19 protein-coding genes and 1 riboswitch are annotated in these 23,456 nt (G+C 44.9%); of the genes, 15 read left to right on the top strand and 4 right to left on the bottom strand.

The window, feature by feature from the left end; all coding sequences use genetic code 11:
- Positions 1-225: 225 nt before the first annotated feature.
- From ACESTK_RS16790 to ACESTK_RS16720, 15 genes are all read left to right on the top strand, one after another.
- Complete coding sequence (locus tag ACESTK_RS16790; RefSeq protein WP_118583330.1) at positions 226-771, top strand: hypothetical protein; 546 nt, start codon at positions 226-228, stop codon at positions 769-771.
- Between the two features lie 77 nt (positions 772-848).
- Positions 849-1,268: an SseB family protein gene (locus ACESTK_RS16785; RefSeq protein WP_373120311.1), complete on the top strand. Its 420-nt coding sequence runs from the start codon at positions 849-851 to the stop codon at positions 1,266-1,268.
- 359 nt (positions 1,269-1,627) lie between these two features.
- Positions 1,628-2,605 carry a hypothetical protein gene (locus ACESTK_RS16780; RefSeq protein WP_373120310.1) on the top strand — a complete coding sequence of 326 codons (978 nt, stop codon included), beginning with the start codon at positions 1,628-1,630 and terminating at the stop codon, positions 2,603-2,605.
- 149 nt (positions 2,606-2,754) lie between these two features.
- Entirely contained in the window at positions 2,755-2,985 is a 231-nt protein-coding gene (locus ACESTK_RS16775) for a helix-turn-helix transcriptional regulator (RefSeq protein WP_118583284.1), read from the top strand.
- Positions 2,975-4,072: a DUF6783 domain-containing protein gene (locus ACESTK_RS16770; protein WP_373120309.1), complete on the top strand. Its 1,098-nt coding sequence runs from the start codon at positions 2,975-2,977 to the stop codon at positions 4,070-4,072. The genes ACESTK_RS16775 and ACESTK_RS16770 overlap by 11 nt, the downstream gene beginning before the upstream one ends.
- A gap of 1,043 nt (positions 4,073-5,115) precedes the next feature.
- Positions 5,116-6,708 carry a peptide ABC transporter substrate-binding protein gene (locus ACESTK_RS16765; protein ID WP_226837875.1) on the top strand — a complete coding sequence of 531 codons (1,593 nt, stop codon included), beginning with the start codon at positions 5,116-5,118 and terminating at the stop codon, positions 6,706-6,708.
- Between the two features lie 175 nt (positions 6,709-6,883).
- Complete coding sequence (locus ACESTK_RS16760; RefSeq protein ID WP_226815284.1) at positions 6,884-7,849, top strand: ABC transporter permease; 966 nt, start codon at positions 6,884-6,886, stop codon at positions 7,847-7,849.
- Positions 7,850-7,851: 2 nt separating this feature from the next.
- Positions 7,852-8,775, top strand: coding sequence for an ABC transporter permease (locus ACESTK_RS16755; protein ID WP_373120306.1), 924 nt, complete (start codon positions 7,852-7,854; stop codon positions 8,773-8,775).
- Positions 8,776-8,783: 8 nt separating this feature from the next.
- A complete protein-coding gene (locus ACESTK_RS16750) occupies positions 8,784-9,782 on the top strand; it encodes an ABC transporter ATP-binding protein (RefSeq protein WP_148463622.1) in 999 nt (332 codons plus the stop codon).
- Positions 9,772-10,749, top strand: a complete 978-nt coding sequence (locus ACESTK_RS16745; protein WP_148463621.1) for an ABC transporter ATP-binding protein — start codon at positions 9,772-9,774, stop codon at positions 10,747-10,749. The genes ACESTK_RS16750 and ACESTK_RS16745 overlap by 11 nt, the downstream gene beginning before the upstream one ends.
- A 159-nt stretch (positions 10,750-10,908) precedes the next feature.
- A complete protein-coding gene (locus ACESTK_RS16740; protein ID WP_204454582.1) occupies positions 10,909-11,670 on the top strand; it encodes a DeoR/GlpR family DNA-binding transcription regulator in 762 nt (253 codons plus the stop codon).
- A 138-nt stretch (positions 11,671-11,808) separates the two neighbouring features.
- Positions 11,809-12,555 carry a copper homeostasis protein CutC gene (locus tag ACESTK_RS16735; RefSeq protein ID WP_373120304.1) on the top strand — a complete coding sequence of 249 codons (747 nt, stop codon included), beginning with the start codon at positions 11,809-11,811 and terminating at the stop codon, positions 12,553-12,555.
- Between the two features lie 81 nt (positions 12,556-12,636).
- On the top strand, positions 12,637-15,186 hold the full coding sequence (locus ACESTK_RS16730; protein ID WP_373120303.1) for a transglutaminase domain-containing protein: 2,550 nt from the start codon (positions 12,637-12,639) through the stop codon (positions 15,184-15,186).
- Positions 15,183-16,445: a M28 family metallopeptidase gene (locus tag ACESTK_RS16725; protein ID WP_373120301.1), complete on the top strand. Its 1,263-nt coding sequence runs from the start codon at positions 15,183-15,185 to the stop codon at positions 16,443-16,445. The genes ACESTK_RS16730 and ACESTK_RS16725 overlap by 4 nt, the downstream gene beginning before the upstream one ends.
- Before the next feature lie 24 nt (positions 16,446-16,469).
- A complete protein-coding gene (locus ACESTK_RS16720; RefSeq protein WP_373120300.1) occupies positions 16,470-17,792 on the top strand; it encodes an alpha-L-fucosidase in 1,323 nt (440 codons plus the stop codon).
- A 214-nt stretch (positions 17,793-18,006) separates the two neighbouring features.
- Here ACESTK_RS16720 and cytX read toward each other — a convergent pair whose 3' ends face one another.
- From cytX to ACESTK_RS16700, 4 genes are all read right to left on the bottom strand, one after another.
- Entirely contained in the window at positions 18,007-19,182 is a 1,176-nt protein-coding gene (gene cytX / locus ACESTK_RS16715; protein WP_373120298.1) for a putative hydroxymethylpyrimidine transporter CytX, read from the bottom strand.
- 1 nt (position 19,183) lies between these two features.
- The gene (thiD, locus tag ACESTK_RS16710; RefSeq protein ID WP_195700237.1) at positions 19,184-20,026 is read right to left on the bottom strand and encodes a bifunctional hydroxymethylpyrimidine kinase/phosphomethylpyrimidine kinase; all 843 of its coding nucleotides are present in this window, start codon (positions 20,024-20,026) and stop codon (positions 19,184-19,186) included.
- A gap of 202 nt (positions 20,027-20,228) precedes the next feature.
- Positions 20,229-20,334, bottom strand: a riboswitch (TPP riboswitch).
- A gap of 71 nt (positions 20,335-20,405) precedes the next feature.
- The gene (locus ACESTK_RS16705; RefSeq protein WP_227201085.1) at positions 20,406-22,082 is read right to left on the bottom strand and encodes an alpha-glucosidase; all 1,677 of its coding nucleotides are present in this window, start codon (positions 22,080-22,082) and stop codon (positions 20,406-20,408) included.
- 155 nt (positions 22,083-22,237) lie between these two features.
- Positions 22,238-23,215, bottom strand: a complete 978-nt coding sequence (locus ACESTK_RS16700; protein ID WP_195380328.1) for an AraC family transcriptional regulator — start codon at positions 23,213-23,215, stop codon at positions 22,238-22,240.
- Positions 23,216-23,456: the final 241 nt, after the last annotated feature.

Below are 23,456 nucleotides of genomic sequence, written 5' to 3'. Positions count from 1 at the left end.
TACCAGACCGGGGCGGCTATTTTTGTGCTTATTATTATCCTTGCCAAAGGTATATCCAAGACCAAAGCAGGTTAAGCTGAAGCAGTAATGCTATTTCAGGAAATTCAGGCGGTTACCATATGATATGGAGTGCGGGAATGTATTGCCTGGAATGCTCCGTGGATATTATAGTTGGGAATTTTTGCTCCTAACATTAAAAAATTGATTATGGAGGTAAATACCAAGATGAAACTTGATGAATTTACAGAAATGATGACAGGACATTTTGATAACAAGGAGCAGTTTGATAAGATGCAGGCGGAAGGGAAAACATATCCATATGCCGAGCATGTAAATACAATCTGCAATGACAAAATAAAAAATCTTCCGGAGGATTTCAATGGCAGATTTGTTGTTGAAGAAAGCTACTATGAAACGAATGGAAAACGTCATGCATCACCACATCTTTTTCTTATTACAGAAACAGAACAGGGAATTTTACTTTCCTCTTATGAAATTCCAGAAGGAGAAGATAAGAAGGTATTTTCATACGCATCCATGAAGAAGGTTGATTACGCGGAACTGAAAAAATCCGAAAAATTTACTCCCGCACTTTACCATGAAAAGGACGGAATCTGGGAAGGCGGCAGCATAAGCCAGTTTTCGCCGGTAATGATATTTAAACTTTGGGAAAAGTTTTCCGATCGTTGTCTGGAAGTATCTGAAAGTATGGAAGTTAACGGGAAGAGAACTTTTGGATATGATGAACCAATCATTTATAAAAGGGTATAATCAAAGAGCGGCAGATTACAGAAAGCCTTTTTCAAACACGCTCTAATACAGAAATTAGCTCAATGGAGAGTAATGATATGGATAAAACAGATGAAGGTTTACTTGGAAATGAGAAAATCGAGGATGCAATCGCAGCACTTCAGCAGCAGCCAACGCAAGAATTGCTGGCTCATGCACTGACCGTGGTACGAAGACGCATGCGTGAAAACGGTCAGGTAATCATCGCCGTAGAGCCAAACGAGGCAGCTGGTCAGATGAAATTACAGGCAGTAAAAACCTCCGACGGTAAGAACTGGTGGGCGGTTTTTACCAGCTTCGATGAGGAACTAAAAGGCAGCGAAAGCGTTATGTCAACCTTTATGACAGACATCGGAAAAGTACTGGAGACAGCGCTGTCCGAGGAAGAAATCAGCGGCGTGATCATCAATCCCTGGAACAGGACATTGATGCTGGACAAGACATTGATTCGGATCGTGCTTGGAGATGTGACACAGTAAGTTACTGAAAAAGAGAAGAGGAACTGCACCTCCTGAGAGACGGCAAAGACCATATTGCAGGAATGATTTTTCAAACACGCTTTAGTGTGTACAGAATAGGTTTGTGTGAAAAATGCCAGGTAAGAAAATAAAAACGTTTCTTCTGTCCATTGGATAGAGCAGAGCGTGGAAATTCTGCCTGGCAATTTTTTTATTGTTAAAATTATTGACAAACGATAATTTTAAGCTATAATTAAATCATAAATTATCGTTTTTCAATAATTCTTATAAACCAGTTAGAGAAATCTATAGTAAAGGATTAAATAGTTTAATCCAGCACGATAGCGGATTTTCTCGATATCGGCAAAAGGAGGTTCCCCATGAAAGAAAGACATTTATTTACCCTCTTATCTGTGGAAGCGGCCGCCTGCGTCCTGTTCTGTATTTTACAGCGCAGCTTATCCGGTCTGTTTTCCACCTTGATCGCATTCCCTTTTGAGCAGATCGGAGCTGGCCTGCGGGTTCTGTCGCTGTCTGGGGCTATAGGAAATGTGGTCGCAATCATCTTATACATGCTGTTGGGACTTATCCCTGCTGGAATTTGGGGATTCCTGCACTGGCGCAAGAAATCAGAACCCCTGGATATCATGCTTCTGGTTATCAGCGCTCTTCTTTTTGTAACCCTATACTACATGATCAATCCGGGACTTTTGTCCACCGGAGTGCCAGGCACCGGGAAATGGTCCCTGGGAAGTACTTTCTATTCCGTCCTTCTGGGTTACCTGCTTATCCGTATTTTGCTTCATTATAAAAATGCAGGAACGGAGAAACTGCAAAAGGGGCTTTGGTTCCTTCTTGGCACTGTGAGCGTGGTATTGGTGTATGGCATCTTTGGACAGGAGCTGGGAGGGCTGCTTCAGAATCTGGAAACGGTACAGAAGGGAAATACAGGCATAGAGCTAAGCGACGGTTTTATTACTTTTTCCAACCTTACCCCTACTTATGTTTTCCTGTTCCTCAACTTTGCAGTCCGTATTCTGCCATATGTACTGAATATTATAGTTGTTTTCCTGGCGAGAAGGCTTCTGGCTGCAATGAAGGAAGACCTGTATCAGGAAGAGAGTGTAAAACTGGCGGAAAAACTTTCCCACTTTTGCGTGTGGACCTTAGCATCCACTATTGGGCTGGGTGCGGTATTTAACCTACTACAATTGTTTTTCCAGAGCAGCCTTTATCAGCTTGAGTATGTGGTGGCGGTCCCGGTATTTTCCCTGGCCTTTGTGCTGGCAGTGCTGTTGTTTGCAAAGTATATAAGGGAAATGCAGAGACTGAAAGAGGATAATGACCTGTTTATTTAAGCGTATGGAGATATATAAATGATAGCCGGACTGCAAGTGTCTTGATTCGTTATATAGGAAGAAGCAAGGGTATTCAGGTAACGACTCTTAATTTAATATCGTTGACTATTTAATATGGAGCAATTTGCAATAATGAAAGGAAATGATTTATGGCAATAAAAGTATGCCTTGAAGACGTATTGAAAGAGCGGGGAATGACGTCCAAGGAATTGTGCAGCCTGGTAAACATCACAGAAGCCAACCTGTCCGTCCTCAGAAGCGGAAAGGCCAAGGGCGTGCGGTTCCACACCATTAACCGGATCTGTTATTTCCTGCAATGCGATGTTGGCGATATCTTAAAATTTGATGGAAATCTGGAGGAGGACGAAAATGAAGATTAGGAAATCAAAATATCACCAAAAATCGGTTAAGGTGGTCCATTGCGGTGCTCTCATCTGGAGAAAATTTTCCACAAATTGTGATGCACATCTTGCAGAAAGATTTTTGAAGGGACGGGAGAACAATCATCTGTTAAAAAGTTTGTTCAAATTATCGGTTATTTTCATGGCCTTTATAGCCAGCGGCTGTACTCTTGCAGTCCCAGAAGCCGGCACAGATGGAAACGGTGACCGCCTGATCGGCGCCTTTATCACCTCCGAATATCTGGACCTATATGATATGGAAGGCTATCTGAACGACCATGCCGCCTCCCTTATGAAAAACAGCAGTATCACCATAGGAAATGACAGCCGTTATGAGGGGAAACTTGTGGCAACTGTGGATAAAGAAGGTGCCCAGTCTTCTTCTGAGTGGAAAATTTCCTTTGGAGACATAAAAGGAGAATACATTTTAATGCCAGTGACCGAAGATGAGGATGGAAATACATCTGTAGGAAATCTTTGCTCCGACGGAGTAGGAGATCCGTATTTGAACTACAACATTACCGATGATGGAGAAACACAGGAAATCAGCGCCACTGTTTACCAGGTCTCTGGCAAGTCAGAACACACCCAGTATGTAAATCCGGTTTTCCAGAAAGAAAACGGGGAAATTTATGCCATGGCTGGAAACGGCTATTCCAACGGTGTGGGAGGCTCAGAAGGAAACACTATGGCAGCTACCCTTTCCGGTGAAACTACTACAGTGGAAAATGGAAAGACTAAGACAGAAGGCTGTAAAGTGACGGTTCAGTTTGCCACTATGTACAAGCCAGTGCGGACCATCATTTACCAGATGAATGAGGCGAATCAGGTATTGAAACAGACTGCCTATAAGCCATCTGAGGTGCCGGATAGCTTGAGGGTAGAAGCAGACACTGCCTATATTTTGGCGGAAATCAGAAAGGAAGATACTTCAGGCAAAATGGTGACAACCAGGACAATCCTGAATTTGAATTCGTCAGAGGATGAGGAAACGCAGTACCTGGAGACTTGGTATCCCCTGGATAATGGGCTGATCAGCAAAAAAGATGTAGAGATTGAATATTGAATAAAAATGCCAGGAAAATTAACCTGGCATTTTTGGCGCAATAGGAAATTTCATTGCTATTTAATGTGTTGGTCGTTATTCCGGACGCGATTTTACAATGTATATTCACCGCCGCGCGTCGCAACGTTCCGGCAAGCTAATGACTAACTACGACTAAGACGCTCAGGAAAGCCTTCGCGCCTAAGTCTTCGTAAGTCATGGATCTCGCCTCCACTAAAACCGCTCCTGAAATGCGCGGCTTGTGAATATACATTGCAAAATCGCTGGTTACTGGAAAGGGAAAAAAGAAACAATAACGACAACAACGGGGGTGAGGTGAAGTAGTTGGTATCCCGCAACTATATTGTTTTTTCTAATCTATCGTTGTCAAGAAAGTATAGGGAGACCAATCACTCCCTCTCCCCCTTCGTTAAAAGTTCTTACTAACCAGCAAGTCCCAGCCAGTACACAGCATTTGGGCAATGTGTATTACTCCAGCGAGCCATTTCAGGCGCGCTCTTAGCGCAAGCGAAATCCAGCGCTTACGAAGACTTATGCGTGAGGGCTCTCCTGAACGCATTAGTCGCAGTTAGCGATTAGTTCGCTGGAGCGTTGCGCCGGCGAGTGAGTAATACACATTGCCCAAATGCGTCCCTCATGAAGAACTTTTCAACACATTAAACACAATAAATAGGAAAACAGGAAGTCGGATACAGTTAAAGCACCCAGCTGCATCCGATATTTTTTACTCATTTTTCCTTGAAAAAGCAGAATTTGTACAAAATAAATACATAATTCATACAAAACCAATTCTAAACAATAAAAAGCAATAAAGAATAATAAAAAACAATTGACAACACTACAACACTTTGCTATACTAAAATTACCAAAAAGAGGCGAGCTAAGAGAACATTTTTTATTTATGCAAAGGCGCATGAAACTACATCGTGACTAAGTTGCAGAATAGAAAATGTTTTTTTACTATAAAGCTCCATTTAAACTCTGAACGGCAAAGGCTTACTACCGTACCTGCATAAAGGACGGATAAGAAAGGAGAAAAAACTATGAAAATGATGAAAGCAGCAGTAGCACTTGGAATGGCACTCACCATGACTGTTACAGGTGCATCAGCAGTATTCGCAGAGGGAGAGACACTTAGCGTTGCTACTGATTTCGAGATCAAGACTCTGGTACCGTGGGCTGCATCCGAGGAGAATGCATTCCTGGTACTGAACCAGGCAGAAGAGGGACTGTTCCGTATGGACGAGAACAACCAGCCTCAGCCGGCTCTTTGCGATACTTATGAGGTATCCGATGACAAGCTTACATACACCTTCCACTTAAGAGATGGAATCCAGTGGAGCAATGGTGAGCCTGTAACAGCAGCAGATTTCGTATACGCATGGCTGAAACAGATGAGCGCAGACGCAACAAACGGCTACAGCTTCATTATGACAGACTACATCGTAAATGGTCAGGAGTATAATGAGGGAAGCGTTGAGGCTTCTGAGGTAGGCGTTAAGGCTGTCGACGATCAGACACTGGAAGTTCAGCTGAAGAGCCCGACACCATACTTCCTGAACCTTACTACAATGGATATGTTCTTCCCGGTTAACGAAGCATTCTGTGAAGAGCAGGGCACAAACTTCGCTCTTTCCCCAGACAGCATGCTCTACTGCGGACCGTACGTGATCACAGATTATGATCCGGCTGTAGGCGTTACTTTCGCTAAGAACGACAATTACTGGGATAAAGACAACGTAGCAATCGAAGATGCACAGGTTCGTGTAATCAAAGATGCTGCAGCTGCATTAAGCGCATATCAGGCTGGCGAGCTTTCCCAGGTTAAACTTGATTCTGCAAACGTAGTAGCATACAAGGATGATCCGGAATTCTCCCAGGAGATCGACTTCCGTACAAGCTATGTACAGTTCAACCTTACAGATGACGTAATGAGCAATGTAAACATGAGAAAAGCTATTTCTCTTGCTATGAACAGAAGCGCTCTTACAGATAACATTCTTGCTGATGGTTCTGCACCAGGATTTGGTCTTGTAGCAGACGGCATGAGCGGTGATGGAGAGAAGACATTCCGTGAGCTGAACGGAGATGTTTCCCCATATGATCCGGAGCAGGCAAAAGAGTACTATGACAAAGCAGTTGAGGAGCTTGGAAGCGCACCTTCAGAGGTTACTCTTCTTGTAGCTGATGACTCTGTATCCAAATCCGTTGCAACATTTATCCAGAGCGAGCTTGTTACAACACTTGGTCTGAACGTAGTAATCGATACCAAGACTGTACAGGGACGTGGAGAGCTGATGGATGCCAACAACTATCAGTTTGCTGTAACAGCATGGGGTGCTGACTATGATGACGCTATGACATACCTTGATCTGTGGACAAACGGAACTCCATACCGTGGAAACTACAACGATGCAGATTACAATGCACTGATTTCTGATGCCAAGACTCAGACAGACGATGCAGCTCGTCTTGATGACATGCTGAAAGCTGAGAAGAAGCTGGTTGAGGAAGACGCAGTTGTTGCTCCTGTATACCACAGAGGTTCCGCTGTTCTGACAAAATCCAATGTCAAGAACCTGATCAGCCATCCGATCGGTGTTCCGCTTGAGTTCAAATACGCTTCCTTCGAATAATCTCTTATTCAGGTGATTGTTGGATATAAACTGGTAGCGAAACAGATCTCAGAGGTTTGCTTCAAATTCAAGTAATATTCCTTAAGGAATAAGTAACGGACCGTATACAGCAGTGGCTTACACAGCCGGTATACGGTCTGTTTTTCACAGAAAGAAAAGGAGTACTGTTCACTACGTGCACAGTAACAGAAAAGGTGATGTCATGCTGAAATATGTATTAAAGCGATTAGGGTACATTCTGGTTACCTTGTGGGTAATTGTAACCTGTACCTTTTTCATGATGAAAAATCTTCCAGGTACACCTTTTGATGCTGAGCGTTTTAGTATTATGACACCTCAGCAGCAGGAACGTGTGCTGGAAATGTATGGATTAAATGATTCTCTTCCAATGCAGTATGTGAAATATATTAAGAACATGCTGAAAGGAGACCTGGGTACTTCCTTTACTTATGTAAACCAGGACGTTTCCAAGGTTATCACAGGTCGTCTCGGACCATCTGCGCTGATTGGTATCCAGGCAGTACTGATCGGACTTGCAATCGGATTAATTTTAGGAATCCTGGCTGCCTGGAAGCACAATAGCGGAATTGATTACTTTACTATGATATTGGCAGTGCTTGGAGTCTCGGTGCCGAACTTTGTCGCCGCAGCCCTTCTTCAGTATTACATAGGTCTGAAATGGGGCGTTCTCCCGGTTGGATTCTGGACTGGCTGGAATTGTTCCGTATTGCCGTCCATTGCGCTTTCGTTCAGTGCAACAGCTATGGTTGCTCGTTTTATGCGTACCGAAATGCTGGATGTACTGGATCAGGATTACATCGTAACTGCAAGAGCCAAGGGGCTGAGCCAGATGAAGGTTCTTATGCGTCATGCAGTCCGCAACTCCATCCTTCCGGTTGTAACCATTTTAGGACCAATCGTAGTAAACCTTATGACAGGATCTCTTGCTGTAGAGAACATCTTCAGTATTCCTGGTATCGGAAGCCTTTTCGTAGACTGTATCAAGGCCAATGACTATCCGGTGATCATGGGTATTACTATTTTCTATGCCGCATTCTATATGCTGATTGTACTGCTTGTTGACCTGGCTTATTCTCTTATTGATCCGAGAATTCGTCTTGCCAAAGGAAAGGAGAGCTGATCGTGGACAAATTAAAAATTGACCGCAGCATGTATCAGAAAGCGAAAGTAGAAGCCTCTGAAAAAGAGCACATCGCAGCTCCTGCTTCCACTATGCTGGCTGACGCATGGATCCGTCTGAAAAAAAACAAGGCAGCAGTTGTAGCATTATTTATTCTGATCGGAATTATCCTGCTTGCCATTTTTGCACCGATCTTCAGTAAATATTCATTTAGAGACACTGATTATAACAATGTATATGGACTTCCAAGTGCAGCACACATTTTTGGTGCTGACCAGTTTGGACGTGACCTGTGGGTACGTACCTGGATGGGAACCAGAATTTCCCTTATGATCGCACTGGTAGCTGCAATCCTGGATCTGGTTGTAGGTGTTCTTTACGGTGCTGTTTCCGCTCTTTTCGGGGGAAAGGTAGACGCTGTTATGCAGCGTATTATTGAGGTACTGGTTGGAATCCCAAGCCTTATCATTGTAATCCTTTTCCTGATGGCATTCCCGGCTGGTGTAGGAACTATTATCGCTGCACTTTCCATTACCGGATGGGTAAACATGGCCAGACTGGTTCGTGCCGAGATCCTGAAACTGAAGAATCAGGAATTCGTACTTGCTTCTCAGGTTCTTGGAACCAGCAAATTCAACATTATTATGAAGGATCTGATCCCGAACACAGTCAGCGTTATCGTAATCAACGTGATGTTCACAATCCCAAGCGCTATCTTTACCGAGGCATTCTTAAGCTTCATTGGTATTGGTCTGGCAGAGCCGCAGGCTTCCCTTGGTGTATTGATCAACGGTGGTTATCAGGTACTGCGAATGTATCCACATGTACTGATTTTCCCGGCAATTGTTATCGTACTGATTATGGTATGCTTCAGTATTCTGGGCGACGGACTTCGTGATGCCCTTGATCCGCAGATGAGAAAGTAGGTACAGCTATGGGAAAAATATTAGAAGTTAAGAATCTTACAGTCCACATCAAGACGCACAAGGGCGTTGTCCAGGCTGTGCGCGGCGTGGATTTTTACCTGAATGAGCAGGAGACACTTGCGGTAGTAGGAGAGTCCGGTTCCGGAAAATCCATTACCATGAAAGGTGTTATGGGAATCCTCCCAAAGAACGGAAAAGTAGTAGAAGGAAGCGTAATGTTCCAGGGAAATGATCTGACCAAATATTCAGAGCGTCAGATGCAGCAGGTGCGCGGAAGCGAGATTGCCATGATCTTCCAGGATCCCATGACTTCCCTGAACCCGACCATGAAGGTTGGAAAACAGATCGAGGAAATGCTGAAAGAGCACCGCAAAGAGATGAGTAAAGCCGACCGTAAGGCAAGAGCCATTGAGCTTCTTTCCCTGGTTGGAATCTCCAATCCGGAGGCACGTTACGACCAGTATCCACACCAGCTGTCCGGTGGTATGAGACAGCGAGTTGTCATCGCCATTGCACTGGCCTGTGATCCCAAGGTGCTGATCGCAGATGAGCCGACCACAGCCCTTGATGTAACGATCCAGGCACAGATTCTTGATCTGATGCGCGATCTTCAGAAAAAGATCAAAACATCCATTATCATCATTACCCATAACCTTGGTGTTGTGGCAAATATTGCAGACCGTGTTGCTGTTATGTATGGCGGAAAATTAGTTGAGACAGGAGATGTGGAAGATATTTTCCACAACCCATGTCACGAATATACAAAAGGCCTTCTTCGTTCTATTCCAAAAGCACACGAAAAAGGCGGTGAGCTTCAGGCAATTCCGGGAACTCCTCCGGATCTTATGGAGCCTCCGGTTGGATGTCCTTTTGCGGCAAGATGTAAGGAGACAATGATCGTTTGCCAGAAATACATGCCGGATTATACCGATTGCGGCAAGAATCACAAGTCAGCATGCTGGATGCTTGACGAGATGGCACAGGAGGTAAACTCTGATGAAAAATGATGAAAAGCAGGTACTTCTTGATGTCAAGAACCTGAAGAAATACTTTAATGTTGGAAATAAAAAGATCCTGAAAGCAGTTGATGACATTTCCCTTCAGATTTATAAAGGAGAGACTCTTGGTCTGGTTGGAGAGTCTGGATGTGGTAAATCTACCTTCGGAAGAACTGTTATCCATCTGTATGATCCTACAGATGGTACGGTAACCTTCGATGGAACGAAAATTGACAAGAATCTGGATACAAAGCAGAGACATGAACTTTGCAGAAGAATGCAGATGATTTTCCAGGATCCATATGCATCCCTGAACCCGCGAAGAAAAATTCTGGATATTGTAGCAGAGGGAATTGATGCTCATGGTCTTGCTGCCAATAAAAAAGAACGTGATGCCAAGGTCATTGAGCTTCTGGAAACCGTTGGTCTTCAGGCAGAGCATGCAGATCGTTTCCCTCATGAGTTTTCCGGTGGACAGCGCCAGCGTGTTGGTATTGCACGTGCACTTGCAGTAAATCCGGATTTTATTGTATGCGATGAGCCCATTTCTGCTTTGGACGTTTCCATCCAGGCACAGGTTATCAACCTTCTGGAGCAGCTTCAGAGAGAGCGTGGGCTGACTTACCTGTTTATTGCACACGACCTTTCCATGGTGAAGCACATCAGTGACCGTATTGGTGTTATGTACCTGGGATCTCTTGTTGAGCTTGCTGACAGTGAGGAGCTTTTCGAGAACCCAATGCATCCTTATACCAAGGCTCTTCTTTCTGCAATCCCGATCCCGGATCCGGATATTGAGAAGAACCGTCAGAGAATCATGCTTGAGGGTACACTTCCGAACCCCATTGATCTTGGCGAGGAGTGTAAGTTCTGCAGCCGTTGTCCTGTTTGCAAGGATAGCTGCCATAAGAGCCAGCCGAAGCTTGTTGAGGTAAAACCGGGACATTTTGTTGCCTGCAGCCAGTGCGCAGAGTAATATTTTACAGGCAGATTTGGTATCCATTCAAAAGAATGGAAAGCTAAAAGCCTGTCTGTTATATGAAATGTATAGTACTATATAAGTTATGTTAACCGCTTGAAAGAGCGGGAGATGGGCTTTTGATAAATAAGGCAGCAGAAAACAGGAGGAAGAAGGATGTTCATTGAGGAACGGCAGATAGCCATCGAGAAAGTCCTTCGGGAAGAGGGAAAAGTCCGGACCAGGGAGCTGAGCGAAATGTTCCAGGTCACAGAGGACTGCATCCGTAAAGATCTGAAAACTCTTGAGAATGCCGGCAAATTAAAAAGAACTTACGGTGGTGCGATTCTTTCCCAGGATTACCCGCTGGAAAGAGATGTTATCGACAGAAGAAATTATCATGTGGACAGGAAGATGGTGATCGCGGCTAAGGCCATGACGCTGATCAAGGAGCGGGAAGCGATTTTTCTTGATATATCCACAACCAATATTGAGCTTGCCAAGCTTCTTGCGAAATCGAAAATGCAGCTTACCGTAGTGAGCAACATGATCGATATTTTACAGCTGCTTGCGCAAAATCCCAAGATCACAGCCATTGGAACCGGTGGAATCATGTATCCTACAGTAAATGGATTCCTTGGTTCTGCAGCAATCCAGGTGATCCGGCAGTACAGCTTTGACCGGGCATTTATGGGAAGCTGCGGAATTGATATGATGGATCACACCGTCACGACTCTTGGAGTGGAGGACGGATTGACCAAGAAGGCTGCAATTGAAAGCAGCCGTCATAAATATGCCGTGATGGAGCGGGAGAAATTTTATTTTAATGAATCTTATAAATTTACACAGCTTGATGAACTGGACGGAATCATCACAGATGAATTCCCGGATCAGTCGGTGCAGGATATGCTGGATTCCCTTGGTGTAACGCTCTATTAAGAAACGGCAGCTCGGGAATGCAGCAACAAAGTGACAAGACCGGCGGGCATGGGAATAATTTGTGAAATTATCAGAATGCAAAGTATTGCAATAGCTGCAATGTGATAGTATCAGGCTGGGTGAAAGGAAAAAGAGGATATGAGCAAATTTACTTTGGAGGTTTGTGCAGATTCTGTGGAATCTGTACTTGCCGCTGAGAAAGGCGGAGCAGACAGGATCGAGCTTTGCGGAAATGTGGTGATTGGAGGAACAACTCCATCAGAGAGTCTTTTCCGCGAGATCCGCAGGTATAGTGATATTAAGATCCATGCACTGATCCGTCCAAGATTTGGGGATTTTTGTTATACTGAATATGAATTTGATATTATTCGTTCAGAAGTGAGAAGATTCCGGGAACTGGGTGCTCAGGGAGTTGTGATCGGTATGCTAAGACCGGATGGCTCCCTGGATGTGGAGCATCTGGCACAGCTTATGGAGGAAGCGAAGGGGATGTCTGTAACTTTGCACAGGGCTTTTGACGTGTGCAGGGATCCAATGGAGGCCCTGGAGCAGGCCATTTCTCTTGGTTTTAACACCATTCTTACATCTGGACAGAAGAATAACTGTGTGGATGGTTCGCCGCTGCTTGCAGAGCTGGTGGAAAAGAGTGCAGGTCGTATTCACATTATGGCTGGTGCAGGAGTGAATGCAGACGTGATTGCTCCAATCTATGAGAAAACCGGAATCACAGATTATCATATGACGGGCAAGGTTTTGCTGGACAGTGAGATGAAGTACCGCAAAGAGGGTGTGAGTATGGGACTGCCTTCTTTGAGTGAGTATGAGATTTTCCGCACTAGTGAGGCTGAGGTGAAAAAGGCCCGGGAAGTTTTAGCAAGGCTTTGAGGCTGGGACGCTCTTTCACAAAAAAAGAACAATTTTTTCGTGAAAGGGCGTTTTTTCTATTTAAAGTAGGAGGATGAATAGATGTTTCTTCAGAACAGTCAGAAGAAGATTGAAGAAGAATTTTTGAAATTAACAGAGAAGCTTGGACCGGACAGGGAGCCGCTGAAGACGATTTGTGAGAAGCTGGATGGATGCGGCAGAGATCTGGGGCTGGCAATGAAGTATTTGTATGTGACCGCGCCTTATAGTGATCTTGTGAATTATACTTTTGAGGAGATTCAGGATTTCGCAAGTCATGGGCTGTTTCTTTATAATACGCTGGACAGGGTGAAAGAGCTGCCGGAGGAGATGTTTTTGAATTATATTCTGGATCACAGGGTGAATGAGGAAGAGGTACTTCCTTGTCGAAGCTTTTTCTGGAATGAGTTGAAGGATAGAATTGAAGGAAAAAATGCGAAAGATGCGGCAATTGAGGTAAATTACTGGTGTGCGGAGGAAGCTACTTATCATAGTGGTGATGACCGTACACTTCCGGCACTTACGGTATATCGAAGAGGTTACGGACGCTGCGGTGAGGAGTCTGTTTTTCTGGTAAATGCACTTCGGAGTGTGGGAATTCCGGCGCGGCAGGTGTATGTGCCAAGGTGGTCCCACTGTGATGACAACCACGCATGGGTGGAGCTTTGGTGTGACGGAAAATGGTATTTCACAGGCGCATGTGAGCCGCTTATGATCCTGAATAAGGGGTGGTTTACCAATGCTTCTTCCAGAGCAATGATGGTGCATTCCCGCCTGTTTGATCTTTTCCCGGCAGAGGGGGAGGATGTGATTGGCAAAGAAGGTGCGGCGGTTATGCTGAACCAGACTGCGCGTTATGCTAAGGTGAAAACAGTTTCTGTAAAAGTGACAGATAAAGAGGGTGCGGCTGTAAAGGGCGCTCAGGTGCAGTTTCTGGTATTGAATATGGGAGAGTATTTTCCCATTGCAAAGGCAGAGACAGACGAAGATGGAACCGTTTCTTTAGTGACCGGTTTGGGAAGTGTAAGAGTTCTGGCGTTCCTTCCGGGAATGGAAGGATTTGCACAGGCAGATCTGGATACCAGAGCGCAGGATGAGATTTCCCTGATTCTTACTGGTGAGACTGTGGAAGCTGAGGATTGGAGAGCTGTAGATGTAATTGCTCCAGTTGACACCCCGGTGAACCCGGACATGCCTACCCCGGAGCAGAAAGCAGAAGGAACCAGACGACTGAATGAAGCAAACAAGATCCGCAAAGAAAAGAAAGAGAACTGGGTAAACCCGGAACTGACCGCTTTTCTTGCAAGAGAAGACGAGAAAGAACTTCGTCAGGAAATAGTGGATGTGCTTTCAGAGAAGGATCATACAGACTGTGTTTGCAGTGTGTTGGAAGAGCATCTGGAATATGGAAAGAGGTATGCGAAGGAATTTAAAACAAAGTCTGGTGCTAAGGAATGTGGTGAAAAAGAAATGGATGGCACCCCAGGTGCTGAGAATGGCTATAATCTCTATATCAATTATGTATTAAATCCCCGTGTGGAGGACGAGCTTCTTCGTCCGTACCGAAAGGGCATTCTCTCCTTCTTCACAGAAGAGCAGAAAGCAGACTTCCGCGCAAATCCGGCAGAGATCTGGAATTATATCCAGGCGCATATCACCGCCTACCCGGATAACGAGCGCGAGACCGTAATGGAAACTCCATACGAATGCCTGGTATCCGGAATTGGTACCGAGCGTTCCCAGAAGGTACTTTTGGTGGCAATCGCCCGTACACTGGGAATTCCGGCAAGATTGAATCCAGATAATAAGGTAATGGAATATTGGGTAAAAGACCTGTTTGTTCCCGTTTTGAAACAGCAGGAGGGTGGCGCAGTTCTAATACTGAAAAAAGAGGAAGATGCTGTATGGAACTACTATCAGAACTGGACCATGGGACGTCTGGTTGGAAATGAATATGTTTCCCTGAATCTTACAGGCAGAAGCTGGGATGGGGATAACTTGAAGCTTGCACTTATTCCAGGAACCTACCGGATCATCACCACCAACCGTCTTCCTAACGGAAATCAGTTTGCATGGGAGAAAACATTTACGATAAAAGAAGGCGGACAGAGAGAAGAAACCTTGCGTCTCCGCGAAGCTCAGCTTGGCGATATGCTGGAGCGTATTTCCCTTCCGGAGTTTGAAGTAAAAGATTCTACCGAAAACACAGTAACCTGCGCTGAGTTAACCAAAGGCGGCAAGAAAATTCTCATGTGGCTGGAAGAGAGCCGGGAGCCTACGGAACATATTTTGAACGAAATGCTGGAACATGCAGAAAAATTCCACGAATTTGAAAATTCCATCTCTTTCATGATTCGTACTCCGGAAGCCAAGCAGGATCCTCTTCTGGGAAAAGTGCTGAAGATGTTCCCAAAGGTTTCCATCTATTACGATTCCTTTGAGGAAAACATCGAACTTCTGGGAAGAAGAATGTACGTTGATCCGGACAAGCTTCCGCTGATCCTGGTAACAAATGGCGAGTCTGTAGGGATTTATGCAACCAGCGGATATAATGTAGGAACTGGCGATATGCTGATCCGTATTATGGAAGAAGTGCCGGAGGCGCAAGTATGAGTAAATACACAGAAATTCACCCAGATGGACAACGTGCATACCAGTTTGTAGCTGACACGGCTTACGTCCGTGAATCCGGCACAAAGGGGGAGCACAAAGCAGCGGAATACATTTTGAAGGAAGCGGAGCAGGCAGCAGCCCAGCTTGGAAAGCCCGCCTACATCCAGACACCCCGCATGGAATTTTTTCAGTGTCCGGATTTTCAGCAGAAAAAGGCAGAGCTGGTAATCTGCCAGCCTTATAAGAAGGCTTATCCGGTGCGTGCCTACCTGAATGGCGCCTGTACCCCGGAAGAAGGCATCACCGCACCATTTCTCTTCGTGGGAAAGGGTGACGACATCAGTCTTTCCAAGGCAAAAGGGGCAGTTGTGCTGGTCTGCGATCCTATTCGTGAAGATATGATAAATAAAATAAAAGCAGCAGGTGCACTTGGCTTTGTAACCGTATGCGGCACGCCGTTGGATCAGGGGGAAGACCGGATTCCAACCCAGTACCGCCGCAAGGCAGGTGATCTTCCAGGCGTATCTGTCCATTACCTGGATGCAGTGGAAATCGTGGAGAAACAGGCTTCCCAGTGCTGCCTGAACATTCAGCAGAGCGAGATTTCCCGCAATTCCGCTAATGTGGCAGTACGCATTCTGGGAACTGATTTTCCAGAAGAAATCGTTACGGTAACAGCTCACTATGATTCTGTTCCGGAAGGTCCTGGTGCATATGACAATATGTCTGGCGGCGCCATGGTGATGGAAGCTTTCCATCATTTCGCAGAGCACAGACCAGCCAGAACTATGGAGTTCATCTGGTTTGGCTCCGAGGAAAAAGGTCTGGTTGGAAGCCAGAATTATGTGAAATCCCATAAAGGAGAAATGAGTAGCCATGTGTTTAATCTGAATGTAGACCTGGCAGGGCAGCTCCTGGGAGGAAACGTTCTGGGTGTAACTGCAGATCCGACCGTCTGCGCAGAACTGAAAACCCTTATGGAAGAAAATCAGCTGGGTGTTACTATCAAAAATCAGGTCTGGGCCAGCGATTCTAATACTTTCGCATGGAAAGGTGTGCCAGCGCTTACCTTAAACCGTGACGGCTTTGGCATGCATACAAGACACGATACGGTAGAATATATTTCTCCTCGTGCACTGGAAGAAGGAGCGAAAACTCTCTGCACAGCAGCTACATGGGTGGCAAACAAGCCAGAGCTTTCCTTTGAACGGGAAATTCCAGAGGATATGAAGAGAGAACTGGAAAAGTATTTTGCCTAATGTTACAGGAAAGGACATTATAAAATGAACAAAGTAATCGAAGAAAGAACAAAACGTACCGAATGGTACCGTGACGCCCGTTTCGGCATGTTTATTCACTGGGGACTTTATGCAATCCCTGCCAGAGGAGAATGGGTGCGCAGCGTGGAGCAGATTCCACATGAGGACTACTGCCATCTCACAGAAGAGTTCACAGCTGAGAATTACAACCCAAGAGAGTGGGCGCGTCTTGCGAAAAAGGCGGGCATGAAATATGCTGTGCTCACAGCCAAACACCACGACGGCTTCTGCCTTTTTGACACCAAACTTACTGACTACAATTCCATGAACGCAGCCTGCCACAAAGACCTGGTAAAAGAGTTCCTGGAGGCATTCCGTGCAGAAGGAATCAAAGTAGGTCTGTATTTTTCTATTATAGACTGGCGCCACCCGGATTTCCCACACTATGGGGATATGCACCATCCAATGCGCAACCATCCGGAATGCTCCAATGAAAACCGCGATTTCGACCGCTATCTGGAATTTATGTTTGGGCAGATCAAAGAGCTTCTTACCAATTATGGTAAGCTGGATCTGATGTGGTTCGACTTCTCCTACGGCGATATGAAGTGCGACAAATGGAAAGCCCAGGAGCTGATTTCCATGGTGCGTTCCATCCAGCCCTGGCTGATCATTGATAACCGTCTGGAGGGCAGTGCTGAGGATTCCGGTTCTATCCTTACTGCAAATCCTACCGAATATTCCGGTGATTTCGCATCTCCGGAGCAGATGATCCCACCAGCAGGAATCCGCAATGAGCTTGGTAATCCGGTACCATGGGAAGCCTGCCTGACCCTGAATAACAATTGGGGCTATTCCTCCAGTGACCGTCATTATAAATCAGCTGAAATGGTCATCCACATGCTGGTTGAGTGTGTCAGCAAGGGCGGCAACCTGCTCCTGAATGTGGGGCCTGATGCAAAAGGCCGTATTCCGAAGGAGTCTGTGAAGATTCTGGAAGAAGTAGGAGAGTGGATGGACGAGAACTCCAAGAGCATCTACGGCTGTGGCTATGCTGAAATCGATAAACCGGAATGGGGCCGTTACACCCGCAACGGAAATAAGATCTACGCCCACGTTATGGAGCCCCAGGCAGGAGCAATCCCTCTCACCGGAATCCACGGCAAGATCAAAAAACTCCGCCGTCTTTCCGACAATTCCGAGGTAAAGCTTACGGATTACTGGAACCTGAAGGAATACTCCCAGAATCAGTTCTTTTTCCTCAACGCTGACACCTGCGACAGCTACCCGCTTCCAGATGCCCGGGATACGGTTGTGGAAGTAACGCTGGAAGAAACAGAAGAATAAACAGATATAAGCAGATATAAAAAGAAATAAACAGAAAGGGACTGCCGGGAAATGGCAGCCCCTTTTTGGATTTATAAGAAAGCCCATCTCTGGCACTTTCCTGAACCGAGTAGTGTTTATACGAAAGCTAGAGCGTGTTTGAAAAATCATTCCTGCAAATTGCGACGCATATCTTGCAGAAAGCCTTTTATCCAATACACTCTAAAGTGAAAGTCTATTTTTTACTCTTTAAAACATTTCGCACGATCATACAAATGAGAATGGTAACCACCATATCTGGCAGTGTATTTCCCACAGGAATATCAATTCTCATTAAAATTCGGTACAGCACAAATCCGATCACCCAGATTACCGCATTTGTTATGTCAACCGCTTCGCCCAGGCTGTCAGCACGCTTCAGAAGGAAGAAATCGGCAATCTGAATGGCAATCATCGGTGCAAATACAGAACCGATGAGATACAGGAAATCGGTAATGTTGTCCATTGGATATACAATTGCAGCAATTGTTCCGATGATGGTTACGGCAATTGCGGCATATTTTCCATTAATTTTGGAAAATACAGATTCAGATGAAATTCCGGCGGAGTAAGCATCCAGGAATGTGGTGGTAACAGTGGAAAATACAATGATCAGAAGGCCTGCAATTCCCAGTCCGGCTTTCACCATAATCTGAGCAATGTCGGATTCACCGGTATAAATCGCTGCACCCATACCGATTACATACATCCAGCAGCTTACAAGACCGTAAACAATAGAGCTTACAGCAGTTGCTTTCACTGGCTCCTTCGCCTTGCGGGTATAATCACTGATCAGCGGCAGCCAGGACAGTGGCATTGCAACAGAAAGCTCAACCGCAGCACCAAAGGACATGGCTTCCTCGCCAATGGCAAGTGCAGTCCCGCCATCAAAGAAGATGAGCTTGCAGAGTACCAGTGTGAGGATAAAAAGTGCTGCCATAGCGATGGTGTTGATTTTTCCAAGGTTTGTGATGCCGATAAAAATCCACAGTACGATCAGTGCACCGATTACCAGACACCATACCCAGCTTCCGGTATGTAACACACCGTTTGCGGCCAGAGCTCCGTCGTAGATCATAATAGCAGTCCAGCCAACCAGCTGAAGTACATTCAGGAAGGAGAAGAAAATCCCGCCCTTTTCCCCAAAGCTCATTTTTACGGTTTCCATTGCACTGCGGCGTGTTTTTCCGCCAATTACTCCGGCGAGGAAAAGCATGGTACAGCCAATAATATGTCCGATGATAATGGCAAGAAGACCTTTTCCAAAGCCAAGTGAGGCAAAATAGGTTCCGGTGAGGATTTCCGCCAGGGAAACACCAGCGCCAAACCAGATCAGGCCGTTTTCAAAAATGGAAGTACGTTTTTCAGTCATGTTATTTTGCCTCCTTATCAGCGGCTTCTGCCGTAATCTCGTCATGTGACAGTGTGAATTCATTTTTAATTGCAAATCCGTGATCCATAGGACCACTGCCTTTTCCAAGATCCAGCATAGCAGCAAGTGCTCCGGAAATATATTTCTTTGCCCTCTCCACGGAAGTATCCAGGTCAAATCCCTTTGCCAGATTAGAAGCAATGGCACTGGATAAGGTACATCCTGTTCCGTGAGTGTTTGGATTGTTGATCCGCTTTCCGTGGAACCATTTGTAATCGCCTTTGCGCCACAGAAGGTCATTGGCGTCATTCAGCTGATGACCACCCTTGCAAAGCACTGCACAGCTGTATTTCTCTCCGATGGTAGCAGCGGCTTTGATCATATCATCTGCAGTTTCTATTTTCATTCCGGACAGAACCTCTGCCTCCGGAATATTCGGTGTCAGGACTGTGGCCATTGGAAGAAGCTGACTTTTAAGGGCTTCAATGGCTTCATCATTGATCAGCTTGGCTCCGCTTGTGGCGACCATAACCGGGTCTACTACAATGTTCTTTGCTTCATACTGGCGAAGCTTTTTCGCAATGGTTTCAATCAATGCGCTGGAAGATACCATTCCAATCTTCACTGCATCCGGATAAATATCTGTAAAAATATTATCCAGCTGGTCGGCCAGAAATTCTGGCGTTGCTTCCATAATACCTGTTACACCGGTAGTATTCTGTGCGGTAAGTGCGGTAATCGCACTCATGGCATATACTCCATTGCTGATCATTGTCTTGATATCAGCCTGGATACCGGCGCCTCCGCTGGAGTCACTTCCAGCGATTGTTAATGCTGTTCTCATAATTTTCTTCCTTTCTCTTGGCCTTGTTTGAAGCAGTTTCCACGAGTTATGAGTTATAACGTGAAAAAATCTTTTTACAAACCGGCACTGTTGTTATGTATGCATTAATTTTATATAGCGTCCGAAAGTGGTGCCCCCAGCCGAACGCTGCATTGCTGCCATATGAAAAAAGAGACACCCCAATGAGGTGTCTCCGAAAAAAATCAAACCCATGATGACTTCCTACGGCGGCATTATCCGCATCAGGTAATAGGGTCGAAATTCACAATTTCCTCTCAGCCTGTGTACAAGCTCCCCTGTTCTTTTGTTATTATAGTAATAATGGGAAAAATTGTCAATAAGGTGTTGGAATACAATAAATACCAAGCGTGAAAATCGTTTACGCTAACTCCACAACCAGCACCTGATATCCATGCAGCTTAACTGAATTTCCATCCAGAACCATATCCGGGTAGTTATTGATCAGCACCTTTTTGCATTCTGATGGAAGTGTAATTTCCTGCTCATCCCACTGATAATTGCCAACCACAAGTAAAGTTTTATCTCCTTTACGGTAGTATGCCATTAAATTATGCCGGTCTTCCATAAAGGGCTCCAGAGCACCATACACAACGGTTTCTTTATATTCCGGATCCTTGCGAAGAGCGATCAGTTTCTTATAGAAATTAAGTACGGAATTTGGATCAATCGTCTCTTTTTCCACATTAATTGCGGTATAATTGGAATTTACCCGAAGCCACGGTGTACCAGCTGTAAATCCGGCATTTTCCTCACCAGTCCACTGCATGGGGGTACGGGCATTGTCGCGGCTGCGGCGGGCAACAGCTTTCAAAGCTGCTTCCGGGGTAAGTCCGGCGTCAAGTGCAACTTTATATTCATCCAGAGTTGAAATATCATCTACCTCGTCAATTGATTTGAACGGGATATTTTCCATGCCAAGCTCCTGTCCCTGATAAATAAAGGGAAGTCCACGAAGCATGAAATTCAATGCTGCCAGCATTTTTTTGCTTGTGTCACAGCAATCACCTTCTGGAATATAGTGACTGACACCGCGAGGCTCGTCATGATTCTCGATAATATTGGAAACGAATCCGAAATCCCCCATTTTGGCCTGTGTCTCAAAACAGCAGCGCTTGTAGTCGTCAGGTGTGATTTCTTTGCAATCGTACCAGCCTTTTTCAGAACCTCCGAAAATGGTTTCGTTAAAGTCGAACATAGAAGAAAAATAACCATTGTTTCCAATAAAATCCGGGAGCTCTTCGTCTTTTGCGTTGAAAACCTCACCTACGGAAAAAGCATCGTGGGGCTTGAAGGTGCGGTCACGCATTTCTCCAAGAAATTCTCCGATTCCGGTAGCTTCCTCCAGCATTTTATTAATGCTGCAGAGTCCGTCCTCACGATCAGGCTCATAATCATGCATAGGAAGAGCTTTTTTGATATTAATGATAGCATCAATGCGGAAACCGCCAAGACCCTTGTCCAGCCACCAGTTAATATTTTTATATACTTCCTCACGGAGCTCTGGATTTTCCCAGTTCAGGTCAGGCTGCTTTTTATGAAAAACATGAAGGTACTGTTTGTTGGTGCCAGGCAGATCCTCCCATACCGAACCTCCGAAATAGGAGCGCCAGTTAGTAGGAAGCTTACCATCTTCTTTGTCTCTTAAATAGAAGAAACGGCCGTATTTTCCATCCGGATCTTTACAGGCTTTTTTAAACCATTCGTGCTCATCAGAGCAGTGGTTTACAACCAGATCCATGACAATATACATGTCCCGCTTCTTTGCTTCTGCGATAAGGCGGTCCATATCCTCCATAGTTCCGAATCGCGGGTCAATGTCGTAATAATCGGAAATATCGTATCCCTGGTCGGCAAGAGGGGAGCGATAGCAGGGGGAAAGCCAGACAATGTCAACCCCCAGCTCCTTTAAATAATCCAGTTTCTCAATAATTCCCGGCAGATCGCCGATTCCATCACCGTTTGTGTCATAAAAGCTTTTCGGATAAATCTGATAGGCTACTTTATCCTGCCACCATTTTTTTTTCGTGCTATTCATTTATGTCTCCTTATATATAATGATTATCTTTGAACTAAGTACATTATACATACATGAAAAAGAAAATACTTCCCTTAATTTGATTAAAAAATACGAAATTTTGACCAGAGATTGTTTGGAAAATCATTTCGTACATAGGGGGGTGCAAGCGTGTTTTATAAGGAAGGATTCTCAATCCCCTGGCTGTGTTTCCGATATTGCAGAGGTGTGGTTCCTGTATATTTGCGAAATTCTCTGAGAAAATTCCCCATATTGTTATAACCACAGTCCAGACATATCTCGGTCACTGGAAGACTGCTGTCTTTTAATAAACGTACTGCCTGGCGGATGCGATATTCATTCAGGTATTCTATGGGAGATATGCCGATTGCTTTTTTAAAAAAACGGCAAAAGTATTGCTCATTGAGTCCGATCAGGGATGCCAGATCGCGGATATAAATTTTTTCCTGGTAATGGTCGCGGATGTAAGTGATTGTGGTTTTTATGGTCTCGACCCTGTGGTCATCAGATTTTTCAGTCTGGGAAAAAAGCTGGCGATTGGAAAAATCTGCAAAAATATTTAACAGGGAAGCCTTGATCAGAAGCTGATCTGCCAGGCCGACAATGGCATTTCCAGAAGCGCGGAATAAATTTATATGTAAGGAATCATGAAGCTCTTCCAATTGTTCAGAAAAGCTGCAGCGGTAAAATGCGTTAGTGATGTTCTGGAACTGCTCCTTTATAATAGGAAAAACAGGATGGTTTGCAGAAATACATCTTGGAAAAATCAGACGTCCGTTTTGCAATGGCTGGACAAGCTGAGTCTGAACCGTATCGTAAAAAGGAGAGCAGAGCAGTTCCGGTTGGAAAACGACAGCGTATTCCATGGAGACTTCTTTTGAGCGTGCACGTATGCTGTGCAGTTCGCCGGGATTAATAAAATAAAAACATTCTGAAGATACATCAAATGTTTCCATATTAATATCTAAGGTGAAGGTTCCACCGGGAAAGTAAATAATCTCGACCTCCTCGTGCCAATGGTGCTTGACCAGGATTCCGTGTCCGCTTAGTTTTAAACGGTAAAAAGCACAGGGAAAAGCCTGGGAGCCATGAGGATTTGTTTCTTTTAATGCTGGTGATTGCTGTTGATACATAGAAACCTCCAAACTGGGGAAAGGGTATAAAATAATGAATTTGTTATATGTATTGACGCTATCATGTCTGAGGGCGAAAGTCAATGATTGAAGAAAAAGGATCTTGAAAATAATGTTATAAAAAAATATAAATTTTTTTGTAAAAAGTGCTTGACGATTCCTTACGGCAGTGGTATAGTAAACAAGCTGTCGCAAAGAATTGCTTCTGAAATACTGAAAAATAAAATAGTTTTCAGAAAAT

The organism is Ruminococcus sp. Marseille-P328, assembly GCF_964249465.1.
Classification (GTDB): domain Bacteria; phylum Bacillota; class Clostridia; order Lachnospirales; family Lachnospiraceae; genus Blautia_A; species Blautia_A faecis.
Note: the sequence above shows the minus strand (reverse complement) of the source record. Positions and strands in the feature narration are given on the sequence as shown.